Origin of the sequence: Saccharopolyspora gloriosae (genome assembly GCF_022828475.1) — a bacterium.
In the GTDB taxonomy this organism is placed as follows: Bacteria; Actinomycetota; Actinomycetes; order Mycobacteriales; family Pseudonocardiaceae; genus Saccharopolyspora_C; species Saccharopolyspora_C gloriosae_A.
Genome location: NZ_CP059557.1, coordinates 2,443,117 through 2,459,214, shown reverse-complemented (window position 1 = coordinate 2,459,214; position 16,098 = coordinate 2,443,117). Strand labels below are relative to the sequence as shown.

Here is a 16,098-nt window from a genome sequence, read left to right as displayed (position 1 = left end):
CCGACGCATACCCCGCCGCGCCGCGTTCACACCTAGGCCCGCATACCGCGGCTTCGCACCGGGTACGCGGGGGATGAAGGGAACATCGGCGACCTGCGGAGCGAATGATGAGCACGCGAGCGGACCGCGACGGCTTGCACGTGGTCGTCGTCGGCGCCACGGGGAACGTGGGAACCAGCGTCGTCGACGCGTTGATCGCGGATCCCGGCATCGGCCGGATCACCGCGCTCGCGCGGCGCGCACCGACGCGGACCCGGGACGGCGTCGAGTTCGAGCCGTGCGACATCACCGCCGACGACCTCGCGCCCCGGGTCCGCGGCGCCGACGTGGTGATCGACCTCGCGTGGATCTTCCAGCCCACGCACGACCCGGTGACCACGTGGCGCAACAACGTCCTCGGCACCCTGCGGTTGTTCGCCGCCGTCGAGCGGGAGCGCGTACCGGCTCTCCTCTACTCCTCGTCAGTGGGCGCCTACTCCCCTGGTCCTGGACGTCCCGTCGACGAGCACTGGCCCACGAACGGCTGGCCGGGGGCCGCCTACACCCGGGAGAAGGCCTACTTGGAACGGTGCCTCGACGCGTTCGAGCGCCGGAACGGGAACACCCGCGTCGTGCGGATGCGGCCGGGGTTCATCTTCAAAGCGGGGGTCGCGGCCGAGCAGCGGAGGCTGTTCGCGGGGCCGCTGGTGCCCGGCCGCTTCGTCCGCCCGGAGCGATCGCCGGTGCTCCCCGACATTTCCGGCCTGCGGTTCCAGGCGGTGCACAGCCGGGACGTGGCCGAGGCGTTCCGCGCGGCGACGCGACTTCCCGTGGCGGGTGCGTTCAACATCGCGGCCGAGCCGGTGATCGACATACGTGTGCTCGCCGCGCGTTTCGGCAGCCGTCCGATTCCGGTGCCTGCCAGGCTGGTGCGGGCGGGGCTCGCCGCCGCGTGGGGCCTCCACCTCGTACCGGCGTCACCGGACCTGTTCGACGCGGTGCTGCGGCTGCCGCTGCTGGACGTCTCCCGAGCGCGAGAAGTCCTCGGCTGGTCACCGTCCCATTCCGGCGTGGACGCCATCCTGGAGATGCTGGACGGGCTGCAACGGGGTGCGGACACGCCGACCCCGCCGCTGCAGCGCCGTGTCCCCGGCGGCCGGTGGCACGAACTGGCGACCGGAGTCGGTCAGCGGCAATGAGCCCGGCCGCCAATGGCAGCCCGGCACCTCCGGCCGCCAATGGCAACCCGCCGCCGAGCTCACATCTTCCCGGGCCGCCCCTGGTTTCGGAGCTGGGTGAACATCTCCGGCACCATCAGGTAGCTCCCGATGAGGAAGAAGATCCCGCCAACGAGGAACCCGATCTTCACGATGGCGGCGCCCCCGCCCTGCGCCGCGGTGGGCAGGCCCGGCGGGTCCAGGCCGGGCACCGTGCCCACGACGAACCCGATCGAGCCGAGCACGAAGCAGACCCCCACCCACCACGAGATGTCCCGCGGTTTGAAGCGGACGTACCCGTGCCCCGCTTCGGCGATCTGCATGCAGCTCGACGCCAGGAACAGGAACGAGCCCACCATGCTGGTCTCCCACAGCCACAGCCTGGGCAGCAGGTCCAGCGTGGCACCCAGCGCGACGACGGTCTCGTAGTTGAACACCACGGACCCGACGAACACCACGGCGGGCGTCATGAACTCGATCCGGCGGGGCTCGAACCCGATCCAGCGGAACCGTTCCGGCGGGTGACTCGTGCGGTCCGGCCCGATTCGGTCGTCGGAGTTGAGGCTCTCCAGGATCTGCCCGTAGATGCTCACGGTGTAGAGCACCGCACCCGTGCAGTAGCAGGATTCGGCGAACAGCGACATCTGGTGCTCGCCGCCGAACACGTGCGGCACCAGCGACCCCCACGCACCGGCGATGAACAGCGCGGAGCCGAGCATGAACCCGATCGCGATCCACCACGCGAGCCGATCCGGCGCCCACCACGACGACCACGGTCCGCGCTTCGCGGCGGCTCCCGCCCGCTCCGGTCCACGCCCCTTGCGCTGGCGGCGGGACTCCCACAGGTAGCCGGAACTGTCGGGCAGGTCGTAGCGCGCCCAAGTGACGAACGGACGCGGGCCGCCCGACGCGGACAGCTTCCACTCCTCCGGCACGCTCAGGCCGGTCGGCGGCCGGCCTCGGGGTGCGATGCCCACCTCAGGTGATGGGCGGGCCGGGGCGCTCCGGTGTCGCGGAGACGACCGGTGCGTCCGGCACCGCCGGTTCGGGGGCGTTCGACGACGCCTCGGCTTCGCCGATTTCCTCCGCAAGCGCCGGATGCGGCCGCGGGCTCCGGTCGACCATCTCATCACCCTCCGCCCCGGCGTGTTCGCCGAACCCAGCACTACCCGGCCGGCGCACCGCGCACACCGCTCGGAACCCGATCGAAGGCCGCGCGCACGCCGTTGTGGGCGTCGGCGAAGGCCGCCGCGGAGCGCTCCGAGCGGACCCGCCCGTGATTCCCGGACGGCCCGTCAGGGTAGGCCGAAGCCAAGCCGTCCACGAGCGCGGAACCGCTCGACGATGTTGCCGAACCGACTCCGGACGACCCCGTCCGCCGCACGACCGGACGCCCGGTAAGGGAACACCCTGAACACAGGAGGAGCGCATGAAGGCATTGACCTGGCAAGGACCACGCGATGTTCGAGTAGAGGACGTGCCCGACCCTCGCCTCGAGGCGGAGACCGATGCGATCATCCGGGTCACCAGCAGCGCCATCTGCGGATCCGATCTGCACCTGTACGAAGTCCTGACCCCGTTCCTCGAACCCGGTGACGTGCTCGGGCACGAACCGATGGGCGTCGTCGAAGAGACGGGATCCGCCGTCGCGCACATCCAGCCCGGAGATCGGGTCGTCGTGCCGTTCAACATCTCCTGCGGGCACTGCTGGATGTGCGATCGAGGGCTGCACGCCCAGTGCGAGACGACCCAGGTCCGGGACCAGGGTTCGGGTGCCGCGCTGTTCGGCTACACCAAGCTCTACGGCCAGGTTCCCGGCGGTCAGGCCGAATACCTGCGCGTGCCGCAGGCCCAGTTCGGCCCGATCAAAGTTCCGGAAGGGCCACCGGACGAACGGTTCCTCTATCTCTCCGACGTGCTGCCGACTTCGTGGCAAGCCGTCGAGTACGCCGCGATCCCGCAGGGCGGTTCGGTCGCGGTGTTCGGGCTCGGCCCGATCGGACAGCTGACCGCCCGGATCGCTCGTCATCGGGGTGCCCGAGTCATCGGGGTCGACCGCGTACCGGAACGGCTGAACATGGCCGCTCGCAACGGGATCGAGGTCGTCGACGGCAGCGAGCACGACGACGTGCCCGGCGCGCTGCGAGACATGACCGACGGGCGCGGCCCCGACTCGGTCATCGACGCGGTGGGGATGGAGGCGCACGGCTCGCCCGGTGCCGAACTCGCCCAGAAGATCACCACCGCGCTGCCCGACTCGCTCGCCGAACCGATGATGGCCAAAGCCGGTGTGGACCGATTGTCCGCCCTGTACCAGTGCATCGACGCGGTGCGTCGCGGCGGGACCATCTCGCTCAGCGGCGTCTACGGCGGCATGGCCGATCCGATGCCGATGCTCACCTTGTTCGACAAAGGCGTGCGCCTGAGCATGGGGCAAGCGCACGTCAAGAACTGGATCGATGACCTGCTCCCGCTGGTCGGGGACGAATCCGACCCGCTCGGCGTGCAGGACCTCGCCACGCACCACCTGCCGCTGCGGGACGCGGCGCACGGTTACGACATCTTCCAGCGCAAGGAGCAGTCGGCGATCAAGGTCCTGCTCGAACCCCACTGACGTCGAACGCAGCGCGGAAAACCGCCCTGGTCCCGTTCCGGGGACCAGGGCGGTGCCGCTGTCGGGTACGGCGCGAGATCAGTCCAGCGACAGCGCCTCGACGAGCTGTCCCACATCGGGCTGGGGCAGGTTCCGCGCCACGTCGGCGATGGACACCATGCCCACCAGTTTGGATCCATCGATCACGGGCAGGCGCTTGACCTTGTGGTCGATCATCACGTTGAGCAGTTCGTCGATCGGGTCGTCGGCTCCGACCGTCACGGCCTCGCCGTCGTTGAAGCTGCCGGAGTTCGTCTGTCCGGGGTCCTTACCGGTGCCCAAGCCGCGCACGACGATGTCGCGATCCGTCAGCACGCCCTTGATCTTCTGATCGGGACCGCAGATGGGCAGCGCCCCCACCTTCAGCCTGCGCATCTGCTGGGCCGCCAAGGCGAGGCTGTCGTCGGTCGCGACGCATTCGGGCTGTGCGGTCATGATGTCCCGTGCTGTGGTCATCGTTGAGCACCTCAATCCTGCATATCGGGAGTCAACGGCTCCTGCTCTTCGGGTGCCCGCTCATCAACTCGACAAACATGCCCACGGGCCGGGAGGGCGGCCGGTCAGCCCGGGTGGGTTTCGCCGCCCACCGGCGCCAAGACCTCTCCGGTGTAGTAGCTGGACAACCTCGACGAGGCGAAGAAGACGTAGCTGGGCGCGATCTCGTCGGGATGCCCCATGCGTCCCATGGGGGTCTGGTCCCCGAACCCGTCGACCTTGTCCGCGCCGAAGGTGGCGGGGATCAGCGGAGTCCACACTGGACCCGGCGCGACGCAGTTGACGCGAAGTCCCCGCCCGGCCAGCGATTGCGCAAGGGACTGCGTGAACACGTGCACCGCACCCTTGGTGGCCGAGTAGTCCATCAAACTCTTGTTGCCGCGCAACGCGTTCACCGATCCGGTGTTCACGATCGCCCCGTCGTCCGGGAGGTGGCGCAGCGCGGCCCGGCAGATCCAGAACACCGCGTACACGTTCACCTTGAACGTGCGGTCGAACTGTTCGGTCCCCACCGACGCCAGATCCTCTTGCGGCGCTTGCGTTCCGGCGTGGTTCACCACCACGTCGAGCCCGCCCAGGCTCTGCGCGGCTTCGTCGACGAGACGTTCGCAGTAGCTCTCGTCAGCGACGTCGCCCTGGAACAGGAAGCACTTGCGTCCCTGCTCGCGGACCAGCGAGGCCGTGTGCTCGGCATCGTGGGACTCCACGGAGTCGAGGTAGCCGACCGCCACATCGGCGCCCTCTTTGGCGAAGGCGACCGACACGGCCCGCCCGATGCCGGAGTCTCCGCCGGTCACCAGTGCCTTCTTGCCTGCGAGGTGGCCTGCTCCCGCGTAATCCCGCATCTCGTCCCGAGGAAGGGGATCCATGGGAGAGGTCGTTCCCGGCGGTCGTTGTTCTTGCGCGGCGGGGCTGGCCGGTCGGTCCACCATCGTTCCTCCCATGCGGTCCGGCCCCACGGCCGGTCGGGCGAACACGTGACGAGTGCTTTCGTCACCCCTGTGCGGTACCCACGAGGGCCAGCCATCACACGCACGGGGTCTTCATCCGTTCGGCGCCTGATGTCCCTGATCTGCCGACGCAGAACCGATCCGGCTGCGCACGGCAAAGGTCTGTCCATTAAGGACTTGGTGCGAGCGCGCGGACGGCAGCGGGATCCCTCACAGGAACGACGTGTTGAGCACTGACCGGGCCTTGGCGCCGACGGTCTCCCGGATGCCGTCGGCGATGATCCGGAGCGCGTCCGGATCGCCGGCCAGTTGGGACCGGGCCGTGTTGACGGCCTGCGAGATCGTCACGTGCGGCGGGATCATCGGCACCGCTGGATCCACCTGGGCGTCGATCACGGTCGGGCGGTCGGCGCTCAACGCCGCGTCCCAAGCGGCACCGGCCTGATCAGCGGCGTCCACCCGGATCCCGCCGAGGTCGAGCAACTCGGCCCACTTCGCGTACGGAACCTCGGGCAGGTGCTGGGCGTCGGCGAACGGCTTGTCCCCCAGCATCGCCCGCGTCTCCCAGGTGACGTAGGAGAGATCGTCGTTGGAGAGCACGAGCACCGCGAAACGCGGATCCGCCCACTCCCGCCAGTACTTCGCGACGGTGATGAGCTCGTTGACCCCGTTCATCTGCATCGCGCCGTCACCGACGAGCGCGACCACCGGGCGCTCCGGATGCGCGAACTTCGCCGCGATCGCGTAGGGCAGTCCACCGCCCATCGACAGCAAGGTGCCGGAGAGGCTTCCCAGCATCCCCGGGCGCATTTCCAGCGTGCGCGCGTACCAGCTGGTGGCGGTGCCGCAGTCGGCGGAGACCATTACGTCGCCGGGAAGGCGGGCGGACAGTTCACGCACCACGAACTCGGGATTGAGCCCGGACGTGTCCGCGGTCGCGCGTGCTTCGCTGTAGGAGTTCCAGCGCCGGGTCCACGTCTCCACGTGCTCGCGCCAGCCATTATCGGCTCGCTCGCGCAGCAACGGCAGCAGCGCTTCGAGCGTGGCTCCGGCGTCGCCGACCAGGTTGATCTCGGTGTCATAGCGGATCCCGCACCGGGTCCCGTCCACATCGATCTGCACCGCCCGCGCTTCGCCGGGCTCGGGGTAGAACTCGGTGTAGGGCATGGTCGAACCGACGATCAGCAACGTGTCGCACTCGCGCATCAGGTGCCAGCTCGCCGTGGAGCCGAGCAGCCCGATCGGGCCGGTGACCCACGGCAGGGCGTCGTCGAGAACCGTCTTGCCCAGCAAGGCTTTCGCGACACCGGCGCCCAGCCGATCGGCCACTGCCGTGAGCGCATCGCTCGCGCCGAGAGCGCCCGCTCCCGCCAAGATCGCGACCTTCTCCCCCGCGTTGAGCACCTCGGCCGCTCGCTGCAGCGAGGCCGCGTCCGGCGCGGTGCTCGGCGAGCTCGGCACCGACGACGTCCGGTAGTAGCCGTGTTCCTGCGGCGGCTCCGGAACCGCCGCCATGTCCAGGACGTCGCTGGGCAGCACGAGTGCCGTGACGGTGCGCTGCGACAAGGCGGTGCGGCAGGCCCGATCGACCAGGTGGCGCACCTGGCTCGGCACCGTCAGCTGCTCGCAGTACGCCCCGGCGACGTCCTTGAACAGGTTCAGCAGGTCGATTTCCTGGTAGTAGCCGCCACCTTGCGCGGTCTGCGCGGTGTGCCCGAGCAGCGCGACGACCGGCTGGTTGTCGAGCTTCGCGTCGTAGAGCCCGTTGAGCGCGTGGATCGCGCCCGGGCCGCTGGTCACCGCGCAGCACCCGATCTCGCTACCGCCGTACTTCACGTCGGCGCAGGCCGCGAACGCCGCCGTTTCCTCGTGGCGCACCTGGATGAACTCGGTGTCCGCACCGTCGGACACGAGCGTCCGCAGCGAGGCGAAGATCCCGCCGATCCCGTCTCCGGGATAGCCGTAGTAGCGGTGCACGCCCCACTCGGCCAGCCGGGCGAGAACGTGGTCGGCAACGGTGCTCGGAGCACTCACAGGTGTCTTGACCTCCTCGATCGCGATCGTCGCCGCATGCCCGCGCGTCGGCTCGGCACGCTGGTCGACGGTGTCGTGATCAGGCCTACCCACGTGATCGGGCGGCTACACGTGGCGCGCTCGCCGCTGCTCCCGTGACCGCGCGTCGTCGAAGCTCGGGACCGGCCGCCGTTCGGCGGCCTTGACGACGCGACGGCTCCTCGGCCGGGTCGATTCGGCGGCGGGTGGACAAGACAGTCTCACATCTGGGACGTTGACAGTTGCCGGTTGAGCATCCAGCCGCCTGAACGGACGTGACAGCCGGGTCGAAGTGTTCGCGTCGGTCCTCACTTCGGTAACTGCCGCGCCACGCGACGCGGGGCAAGTGTTCCGTTGCGGGACCGTCGGCGCCTTCGTCGGCTGCTGCACCTTCTAGGAGGCAGTCGTGACCACACTATTCGCCCACTCCGGGCCGAACGCTCCCGTCGGCACCGCCGCCGGACGGCTTGACAGGCCCGTGACAGCACGGGTTCCGTCCGCTAAATCCCGCCCGAGCCCAAGCCTGGTACTGCACTTGTCCTACCCCACCAGCACCTCGGTAGCGGTGCACCTCGCCGGTGACCTCGACACCGAAACGACCCCGCGCCTGCGCGAACTGCTGGCCCCTCGGCTCGCCTCGATGGCCGAGTCCGTGATCCTCGACCTGTCCGGACTGCGCTTCCTGGGCGTCGCCGGCCTGCAGCTGCTGGCCCACGTGCACCGACGGGCCGCGAGCCGAGGCATGATGATCTACATCGTCGACGGGCCGACCTGCGTGGACCGTGCGCTGCGCGCCGCCGGATCGGGCGAGACCGTTCCGACCTACTCCAGCGTCACCGCGGCCGTCGCCGAACTGGCCGGTCGGCGCGAGATCGGCGCCACCGCCTGAGCGGACTTCCGCGCGGCTCGACGCCCGCGGCACCGTCAGCCCGGTGACCACCTCCGGTCACTGCGGCCCCTCCCGTCCCGGTGTCACCGCCTGCCAATCCGATTGCGCGTCGGTCACCGGGGGTACGGGAGGGGGACGCACCACCACCGGAGCTGATCGGAGGTCGCACGCCACGCGCCGGGTGACGTAACCGGTCGGCAGCTCGGCAGAACTCCCGAGACCTCCCGACCTCAGGCAGTACAGGCGCCGCGAAGCGTCGTGATCGGGCGATTTACCCGCCCGCCTTTGAGGTGAACATGAGCCACCACGTCTTCGTTCTCGGACTCGACGAACGGAACCTCGACACCCTGCGCGGTCTGCCCGCGCTGGCGGATTGCGAACTGCATCCGCTGCTGAGCGTCGACAGCCTGGTGCACGTCGACGACATCGACGTGCACGCGTTGCTGGACGCGGCGAACCGGGAGCTGGACGCGAACGACGGGCCGGTCGACGCGATCGTCGGCTACTGGGACTTCCCGGTCAGCTCGCTGGTGCCGATGCTGTGCGCGCAGCGCGGGCTGCTCAGCGCGGACCTGCGCGCCATCGTGGCCTGCGAGCACAAGTACTGGAGCCGGGTCGAGCAGGCCAAGGTCATCAACGAGGTGCCCAGGTTCGGGCTCGTCGACGTGGACACGGACACCGCGCCGCCGGAGGGCGTGCGCTACCCGCTGTGGGTGAAACCGGTGAAGTCCTTCTCCTCGCAGATGGCCTACCGGATCACCGACGACGAGCAGTTCCGCGCCGCGCTGGCCGACATCCGCACCGGCATCGACAAGGTGGGCAAGCCCTTCGACACCGTGCTCGACCAGCTCGACCTCCCGGCGGAGATCGCCGACGCCGGTGGACGCGCCTGCGTTGCCGAGGAAGCGGTGAGCGGTCAGCAGGTGACGGTCGAGGGCTACAGTCACCACGGCTCCGTCCACATCTACGGCGTGATCGACACGGTCAACTACCCCGGCACGTCGAGCTTCCTGCGCTACCAGTACCCGTCCGCGCTGCCGCAGGAGGTCATCGAGCGGATCACCACCGCTTCCCGCCGGGTCATCGAGCACCTCGGACTCGACCACGTGGCGTTCAACGTGGAGTTCTTCTGGGACGAGCCCTCGGGCGCGGTGTACCTGCTGGAGATCAACCCGCGGCACTCCCAATCCCACGCGCCGCTGTTCGAGGCCGTTGACGGTGTGCCAGAGTCCGGCTCGGCGCGAAGATCTGGCGACCGGTGTCCTCCGACGACGACCCGTGCCCGGCCGTGCTCGAATTCATCCCCTACCGCAAGCGCGACCTGACGGCGCTGCGCGATTCGATCCACCACCCCTACATGGCCGGGCATGGCTACGCATGCGTGCGAGTGGACCTGCGCGGCAGCGGCGAGTCCGAGGGAGTGCTCACCGACGAATACCTGGAGCAGGAACTCCGCGACGGCGAAGAGGTGCTCGCCTGGCTCGCCGACCAGCCGTGGTGCAGCGGCCGGACCGGGATGATGGGCATCTCCTGGGGCGGGTTCAACGCTCTGCAACTGGCAGCACGCCGCCCGGAGAGCTTGGGCGCGATCGCCACCGTGTGCTCCACCGACGACCGGTACGCCGACGACGTGCACTACATGGGCGGCTGCCTGCTCAGCGACAACCTGTCTTGGGCGTCCACGATGTTCGCCTACAACTCGTGCCCGCCGGACCCGGCGCTGGTCGGCGACCGGTGGCGCGAGATGTGGCTCGAGCGGTTGGACAACAGCGGGCTGTGGCTGCACGAATGGCTGCGGCACCAACGCCGTGACGACTACTGGCGGCACGGTTCGATCTGCGAGGACTACGGGTCGGTCGACTGCGCGGTGCTGGCCGTGAGCGGGTGGGCCGACGGGTACTCCAACGCGGTGTTCCGGATGCTGGAGAACCTCGACGCGCCCCGCAAGGGCCTGATCGGGCCGTGGTCGCACAAGTACCCGCACCTCGGCCAGCCCGGCCCCGCCATCGGTTTCCTGCAGGAACTGGTGCGCTGGTGGGACCGCTGGCTCAAGGACGTCGACAACGACGTGATGGACGGTCCGATGCTGACCACCTGGATGCAGGACAGCGTCCCGCCGTCCACGGCCTACTCGGATCGGCCCGGCCGGTGGGTCGGTGAACCCGAATGGCCCTCGCCCCTCGTCTCACCCGCCCGGCACCCGCTGCACCCGCACCACATCGGCAGCCCCGGTTCGGAGCCGGTGGAGGCGGAACGTCCCGTGCAATCTCCGCTGTCGGTGGGCCAGTTCGCCGGGAAGTGGTGCTCCTACAACGCTCCGCCGGACCTGCCGTACGACCAGCGGGAGGAGGACGGCGGCTCGCTGGTGTTCGAGACCGATCCGCTCGAGGAGCGCCACGAGATCCTGGGAGGTCCCGTCGTGGACCTCGACGTCGAGGTGAGCGAACCGGTCGCGATGGTCGCGGTGCGGCTTTCCGACGTGCGCCCGGACGGAGCGGCCACCCGCGTCACCTACGGCCTGCTCAACCTCACCCACCGCGACTCCCACGACCGGCCGGAGCCGCTGGAACCGGGGCGGCGCTACCAGATCTCGGTCGCGCTCAACGGCGTCGCGCAGTCGTTCCCGCCGGGGCACCGGATCCGGTTGTCGGTGTCGACGTCGTACTGGCCGCTGGCGTGGCCGCCGCCTCGCCCGGTGCAGCTCACCGTCCACACTGGACGAAGCAGTGTCGTGCTGCCGTGGCGGCCGAGGGGGTCCGCGGCGGAAACAGAGGTGCGCCCGTTCGACGACCCCGAGGGCTCGCCACCGGCGCCGTCGAGCCAGCTCGTGCCCGGTGAGCAGCGGTGGACGGTCTCGCGCGACCTCGTCAGCTACGAATCCGCGCTGGAGGTCGTCAAGGACCTCGGAGTGTCCCGGATCGATGACATCGATCTTGAACTCACCCGCGACGCGTGGGAGCGCTACAGCTGGACGGGCGACGACTTCGACTCGGTGCGCGGCGAGAACACGTGGTGGATGGGTTTCCGCCGAGGCGACTGGCACGTGCGCACGGTGACCCACACGGTGCTCACCTCCACGCCGGACGAATTCCGGCTGCACGCCCGGCTCGACGCCTACGAGGACGAAGAGCGGGTCCTGTCGAAGAACTGGCAGCACACCATTCCCCGCGACCACGTCTGACCTCGGTCGCGGTGCCGTCACGGCAGGCAGCGCAGCGCGCTCGGCCGGTCACCGACACCATCAGCAGGCGAGGTCTCCGCACAAGAAGCGTTGGCATGGCGAGGTATTCCGGGTGCCGGTGCTGGTTCCGACGCACCGGCTCACGCCCGCACCGTCGGCTGCGCCGGTCCGCGGTTGATGTTTCCTCCTGCCGTCAGCGGGTACCCGCGACAGGACGAAGATCAACGACCCCGAACTGGAAAGGGTGCTGGATGGCTGCGCTGCCGGGTGAGGAACCGACCGGGGCGCTCACCGGGAGCGCGCGACCGCACTCGGGCCGGCCAGGCGCTCCCGGGTGGTTCTTGACGGCCGACGAACGCGGCAATCCCACGACGACCCTCGACCGCCGCCATCCGGACGGCCTCGCGTGGTCCCGGGGCAACCTGGTGCACCCCCTGCTCGACGGCGTGGAGTACTTCCACCGGTTGCTCTCGGAGCTGACCGACATCCGAGCCGGGGACCAGGTGTACTTCTCGGCGTGGATCGGTGACCAGGACAAGCCGTTGGACGGCCCCGGTACCTCCCTCGCGGCACTGCTCTTCCGCGCCCTCCGCACCGGGGCCTCGGTCCACGCGCTGTTCTGGTGGCCGTACTTGAGTTTCACGACGGACCTCATTCCCGACAACCGGCGGTTCGTCGCCACGTTGCGGGGCCTCGGTGGCGAAGCGGTGCTCGACCAGCGGGTGCGCCCCACTGGGAGCCACCACCAGAAGTTCCTGGTGATCCGCCGACCGGAACGGCCGGAGTCCGACATCGCGTTCGTGGGAGGGATCGACCCGTGCCCGAGCCGCCGGGATGACGGCGCCCACCACGGCGATCCGCACGTGCAGACCTCGATCGACGATGTCTACGGTGAACAGCCCGCTTGGCACGACGCCCACCTGCAGGTGCGCGGCCCGGCGGTGGACGACGTCGAGCACTGCTTCCGGGAACGGTGGGAGGACTCCACGGCGCTGGAGCGGGGGCCGCTCTCGCTGCTCGACCGCAAGGTGCGCGGGCGGGCGCAGGCGGCGGGCCTGCTCCCTGCCGCGCTTCCCGCACCACCGCGCTGCGGCCCGCATTCGGTGCAGCTGTTGCGCACCTACCCGGCCAAGTTCCCGCCCTATCCGTTCGCTCCCCGGGGAGAACGCAGTGTCGCTCGCGGCTACGCGAAAGCACTGCGCGGCGCGTCGGGATTCGTCTACGTCGAAGACCAGTTCCTCTGGTCCCCGATGGTGGCCGAGACGTTCGCCGAAGCCCTCCGCCGCGAACCGGAACTGCACCTGATCGCCGTCGTTCCCAGCCGCCCGGAGAAGGGCGGCCCGGTGGAGGTCGCGACCAGTGATGTGGCCCACGGCAAAGCGCTGGACCTGCTGCACGAAGCAGGCGGGAATCGGGTCGACGTCTACGAATTGGAGAACACGCACGGATTACCGATCTACGTCCATTCGAAGGTGTGCGTCATCGACGACCACTGGGCCACGATCGGTTCGGCCAACCTGAACCGGCGCTCGTGGACCTACGACTCCGAACTCACCGCCGCGGTCCTCGACGAGCGGTGCGCGGAGCCGGCGGATCAGCGGACAGATGCGTCCACGTTCGCCCAGGACCTGCGCCTCCGTCTCTGGCGGGAACATCTGGGGCGAGCCCACGGCGAAGACGACGACCTCACCGACCCCGTCAGCGGAATCGAGGCGCTGCGCCGGGCCGCCGCCGATCTGGAGCGCTGGCATCGGAACGGCCGGACGGCGCCCAGGCCCGCAGGGCACCTCCGCGTGCACGAACGCCCGGCCGCTTCCGCCACCACTCGGGCGTGGGCGGCCCCGGTCGGGCGAGCCGTGATGGATCCCGACGGCAGACCCCTGCGCCACCGGTGGACCCGCGAGTGGTGATCTCCGGAGATCCGCACGGGCAACGTGTGAGGCCACGCGCCGCCGGGTAGCTCGGTGATCGCACCCACAACGGAAGGAGTGCACGCGTGTCCGCTCTCGAATCCCTGACCGCAACACCTCAGGCCCGCCGCGCATCGGTCGCGGACACGGTGCGCGTGGCGACCCGCGTGGTCCTGCCGACGCTGGCGGCCGGAGTGATCGTCCGGCGCCCCCGCATCATGGCGTTGGCGGAGAAGCTGCAATTCGACCGGTCCGCCATCCGCTTGCTGACCGCGCTTCGCCTTCGCTACGGCGATGGCCCGTTGCGGTTGGCGGTTCCGGGCCGGAAGTACGCGCTGCTGCTCGATCCGGATCAGGTGCGGGAGGTGCTGCGCGACTCCGCTCAACGGTTCACCCCGGCCAACCGCGAGAAGCGCGCCGCGCTGCGGCACTTCCAGCCGCACGGTGTCCTGATCTCACGCGGGCGTTCACGGGCGCTGCGCCGGAACTTCCACGAGAACGTCCTCGAGATGGACCGGCCGGTGCACGAACTGGGGCCACGGGTCGCGGCGGCCGCGGCGGAGGAAGGTGCGCGGATCGTGGAGCGCGCGCAGTCGGCGGGCCGCCTCGGCTGGGACGATTTCGCGGCCGGGTGGTGGCGCGCGGTGCGCCGAGTCGTGCTCGGCGACAGCGCACGGGACGACCGGCGGCTGATCGAGCTGCTCAACGAGCTCCGCGCGGACGCGAACTGGGCTTTCGCCCATCCCCGGCGGGAATCGCGGCGGCGCGAGTTCAGCGACCGGCTGCACGCCCACTTGGCCAGGGCCGACTCCGGCAGCCTCGCATCGACGATCTCGAACCGGGAGTCCACCGCCGAGGTCGACCCGGACGAGCAGGTCCCGCACTGGCTGTTCGCGTTCGACGCGGCGGCGATGATCGCGTTCCGAGCGTTGGCGCTGCTGGCCTCCCACCCCGAGCAGATGCGAGCCGTGCGCGCCGAACTCGACGAAGCCCGATCGGACGCACCGCTGCTGCCGTATCTGCGCTCCTGCCTGCTCGAATCCGTCCGCCTGTGGCCGACCACACCCGCGCTGCTGCGCGACGCGGTCACCGAGGCGGAATGCGGCGGCCAAGTGCTTCCCGCAGGCACCGGGGTCTTCATCTTCACGCCACTGTTCCACCGCGATGAGACCACAATGGACAACGCGCACCGGTTCACGCCCGAATCCTGGTCGGACGGGACGATGGACGACCATCCGGCCATCGTCCCGTTCAGCGCCGGTCCCGGACGCTGCCCTGGTGAGAACGTCGTGCTGCTCACCGCGAGCACGCTGCTGGCCGCCCTGATCCGCGGCCACGAGTTCCACCTGCGCGACGACCACGGCCTCGGGTCCGAGCCGTTGCCGTGCACCTTGAACAACTTCGGCCTCGTCTTCGACGTAGCGGCCTCACCCGGCCAGGAGGATCGACCGCGAAGCTGAGCCCGCACGCGGGCGCTCGACTCCGCAGAATCGGCTGGACGCACTCGGCTCACGATGTTCAACTGCGAGGTCGATGCACGCTTGAGCTCGGAGGACACGAATGCCACGCCCTGCGGGAACTTCCGTCCTGCTCGGCGCGGGGGCTTTCACCGTCGGAACGTGCGAGCTCGTCCTGGCCGGGCTGCTGCCCGAGCTCGGCGGTTCGCTGGGGATTCCCGTGGCGACGGTCGGCCAAGTCGTGACGGTGTTCGGTGTGACCGCCGCGGTTTCCGGCCCGATCTTCGCCGCAACGACCGCGCGCTGGGCTCGCCGCCGAGTTCTGCTGCTGGCGCTCGGCATGTACCTGGCGGGCACGGCGTTCAGCGCGACTGCTGTGGCATTCGGCCCGCTGTTGATCGCGCAGGTGCTGGCAGCCTGTGGAGCAGGCCTGTTCTTGCCGACGGCGACCGTGACGGCGGCGACTCTCGCGGAACCGGAACGCCAAGGCCGGGCGGTCGCGACGGTCACGACCGGGATGACGGTCGCGATCGCCGTCGGCGCCCCATCGGGCACCGCGCTCGCGGCGCTGGTGGGGTGGAGGGCAACGATGGTCGCGCTGGCCGTGCTCGCGTCACTCGTCGCGGTGGCCGTCGCCGTGCGGGTTCCCCCGGTGCAGGCCGCTGACGAGCCGGTCGATCTGCGGGAACGGTTGTCTCCCCTGGTCGATCGCCGGGTGCTGACGCTGTTGGCGACGACCTTGGCCGCATTCACCGCGATCTACGTCCCCTACACCTACATCTCGGTCGTGGCAGCCGAAGCCACTGGCGGGGACGGTCTCCGGCTGGCCGTCGTCCTGTCCGTTCTCGGCGTCGCCGGGATCACGGGCAACCTGGTGGCCGGTCGGCTCGCGGACAGGTTCGGGGGACGGCCGGTCGTGGCCGGCGCGCTCGTCGGCTTGGCGATCGTGTTCGTGCTGACGCCGTACTGGAGCACGACACTTCCGACAACACTGCTCGCCGCAGCCGTGTACGGGCTGATCGGCTTCGGCGTCAGCGCACCGCAGACCTACCGCATGCTCGGCACGGGCGATCAGGCTTCCCTCGCGGTGGCGCTCAACGGTGCGGCCCTCTACCTCGCGATCGCGCTGTCCGGCGTGATCGGCGGCGTCACGATCACCGCCTCGGGGCCGGGCCTGCTCGGACCGCTCGCGGCGGCCGGGGCACTCGCCGCGCTGGCCTTCTCCGAGACCGCACACCGCGTCATATCGCGCTCCACTCGCACCGACGACGGCCTGAAATCGCTCCACGAGGACTGATCGGCGTCCCCGCACTCC

At 69.9% G+C, this 16,098-nt stretch carries 13 protein-coding genes; 8 read left to right on the top strand and 5 right to left on the bottom strand.

What is annotated here, in order from left to right; all coding sequences use genetic code 11:
• Positions 1-104: 104 nt before the first annotated feature.
• On the top strand, positions 105-1,178 hold the full coding sequence (locus H2Q94_RS10445; RefSeq protein ID WP_243794305.1) for an NAD-dependent epimerase/dehydratase family protein: 1,074 nt from the start codon (positions 105-107) through the stop codon (positions 1,176-1,178).
• Between the two features lie 59 nt (positions 1,179-1,237).
• On the opposite strand, the gene H2Q94_RS10440 is transcribed toward H2Q94_RS10445, so the two are convergent.
• Both H2Q94_RS10440 and H2Q94_RS10435 read right to left on the bottom strand, forming a co-directional pair.
• A complete protein-coding gene (locus H2Q94_RS10440) occupies positions 1,238-2,173 on the bottom strand; it encodes a hypothetical protein (RefSeq protein ID WP_243794303.1) in 936 nt (311 codons plus the stop codon).
• Between the two features lies 1 nt (position 2,174).
• Complete coding sequence (locus H2Q94_RS10435) at positions 2,175-2,321, bottom strand: hypothetical protein (RefSeq protein ID WP_243794302.1); 147 nt, start codon at positions 2,319-2,321, stop codon at positions 2,175-2,177.
• A 304-nt stretch (positions 2,322-2,625) separates the two neighbouring features.
• Here H2Q94_RS10435 and H2Q94_RS10430 point away from each other — a divergent pair, with 304 nt between their 5' ends.
• Positions 2,626-3,810, top strand: a complete 1,185-nt coding sequence (locus H2Q94_RS10430; RefSeq protein WP_243794301.1) for a zinc-dependent alcohol dehydrogenase — start codon at positions 2,626-2,628, stop codon at positions 3,808-3,810.
• A gap of 78 nt (positions 3,811-3,888) precedes the next feature.
• Here H2Q94_RS10430 and H2Q94_RS10425 read toward each other — a convergent pair whose 3' ends face one another.
• The 3 genes from H2Q94_RS10425 to H2Q94_RS10415 all read right to left on the bottom strand — a co-directional run bounded on the left by H2Q94_RS10425 (position 3,889) and on the right by H2Q94_RS10415 (position 7,328).
• The gene (locus H2Q94_RS10425; protein WP_243794300.1) at positions 3,889-4,305 is read right to left on the bottom strand and encodes a CBS domain-containing protein; all 417 of its coding nucleotides are present in this window, start codon (positions 4,303-4,305) and stop codon (positions 3,889-3,891) included.
• A 104-nt stretch (positions 4,306-4,409) separates the two neighbouring features.
• Entirely contained in the window at positions 4,410-5,276 is an 867-nt protein-coding gene (locus tag H2Q94_RS10420; RefSeq protein WP_243794299.1) for an SDR family oxidoreductase, read from the bottom strand.
• A gap of 228 nt (positions 5,277-5,504) precedes the next feature.
• Positions 5,505-7,328 (bottom strand): thiamine pyrophosphate-requiring protein, encoded by a 1,824-nt coding sequence (locus H2Q94_RS10415; RefSeq protein WP_243794298.1) that lies wholly within the window; start codon positions 7,326-7,328, stop codon positions 5,505-5,507.
• 553 nt (positions 7,329-7,881) lie between these two features.
• Here H2Q94_RS10415 and H2Q94_RS10410 point away from each other — a divergent pair.
• The 6 genes from H2Q94_RS10410 (at position 7,882) to H2Q94_RS10385 (ending at position 16,080) form a co-directional block, all read left to right on the top strand.
• Positions 7,882-8,235, top strand: coding sequence for an STAS domain-containing protein (locus H2Q94_RS10410; RefSeq protein ID WP_243794297.1), 354 nt, complete (start codon positions 7,882-7,884; stop codon positions 8,233-8,235).
• A gap of 296 nt (positions 8,236-8,531) precedes the next feature.
• Entirely contained in the window at positions 8,532-9,560 is a 1,029-nt protein-coding gene (locus tag H2Q94_RS10405; protein ID WP_243794296.1) for an ATP-grasp domain-containing protein, read from the top strand.
• A complete protein-coding gene (locus tag H2Q94_RS10400) occupies positions 9,494-11,416 on the top strand; it encodes a CocE/NonD family hydrolase (protein WP_243794295.1) in 1,923 nt (640 codons plus the stop codon). The genes H2Q94_RS10405 and H2Q94_RS10400 overlap by 67 nt, the downstream gene beginning before the upstream one ends.
• Positions 11,417-11,757: 341 nt before the next feature.
• Complete coding sequence (locus H2Q94_RS10395; RefSeq protein ID WP_243794294.1) at positions 11,758-13,326, top strand: phospholipase D family protein; 1,569 nt, start codon at positions 11,758-11,760, stop codon at positions 13,324-13,326.
• 86 nt (positions 13,327-13,412) lie between these two features.
• On the top strand, positions 13,413-14,786 hold the full coding sequence (locus H2Q94_RS10390; RefSeq protein WP_243794293.1) for a cytochrome P450: 1,374 nt from the start codon (positions 13,413-13,415) through the stop codon (positions 14,784-14,786).
• Positions 14,787-14,886: 100 nt separating this feature from the next.
• On the top strand, positions 14,887-16,080 hold the full coding sequence (locus H2Q94_RS10385; protein WP_243794292.1) for an MFS transporter: 1,194 nt from the start codon (positions 14,887-14,889) through the stop codon (positions 16,078-16,080).
• Positions 16,081-16,098: the final 18 nt, after the last annotated feature.

Bases quoted from the DNA above. Each gene is read 5' to 3' on its own strand.
- H2Q94_RS10435 (WP_243794302.1), bottom strand. From the start codon at position 2,321: ATGGTCGACCGGAGCCCGCGGCCGCATCCGGCGCTTGCGGAGGAAATC.
- H2Q94_RS10445 (WP_243794305.1), top strand. From the start codon at position 105: ATGATGAGCACGCGAGCGGACCGCGACGGCTTGCACGTGGTCGTCGTC.
- H2Q94_RS10420 (WP_243794299.1), bottom strand. From the start codon at position 5,276: ATGGTGGACCGACCGGCCAGCCCCGCCGCGCAAGAACAACGACCGCCG.
- H2Q94_RS10425 (WP_243794300.1), bottom strand. From the start codon at position 4,305: ATGACCACAGCACGGGACATCATGACCGCACAGCCCGAATGCGTCGCG.
- H2Q94_RS10430 (WP_243794301.1), top strand. From the start codon at position 2,626: ATGAAGGCATTGACCTGGCAAGGACCACGCGATGTTCGAGTAGAGGAC.
- H2Q94_RS10405 (WP_243794296.1), top strand. From the start codon at position 8,532: ATGAGCCACCACGTCTTCGTTCTCGGACTCGACGAACGGAACCTCGAC.
- H2Q94_RS10385 (WP_243794292.1), top strand. From the start codon at position 14,887: ATGCCACGCCCTGCGGGAACTTCCGTCCTGCTCGGCGCGGGGGCTTTC.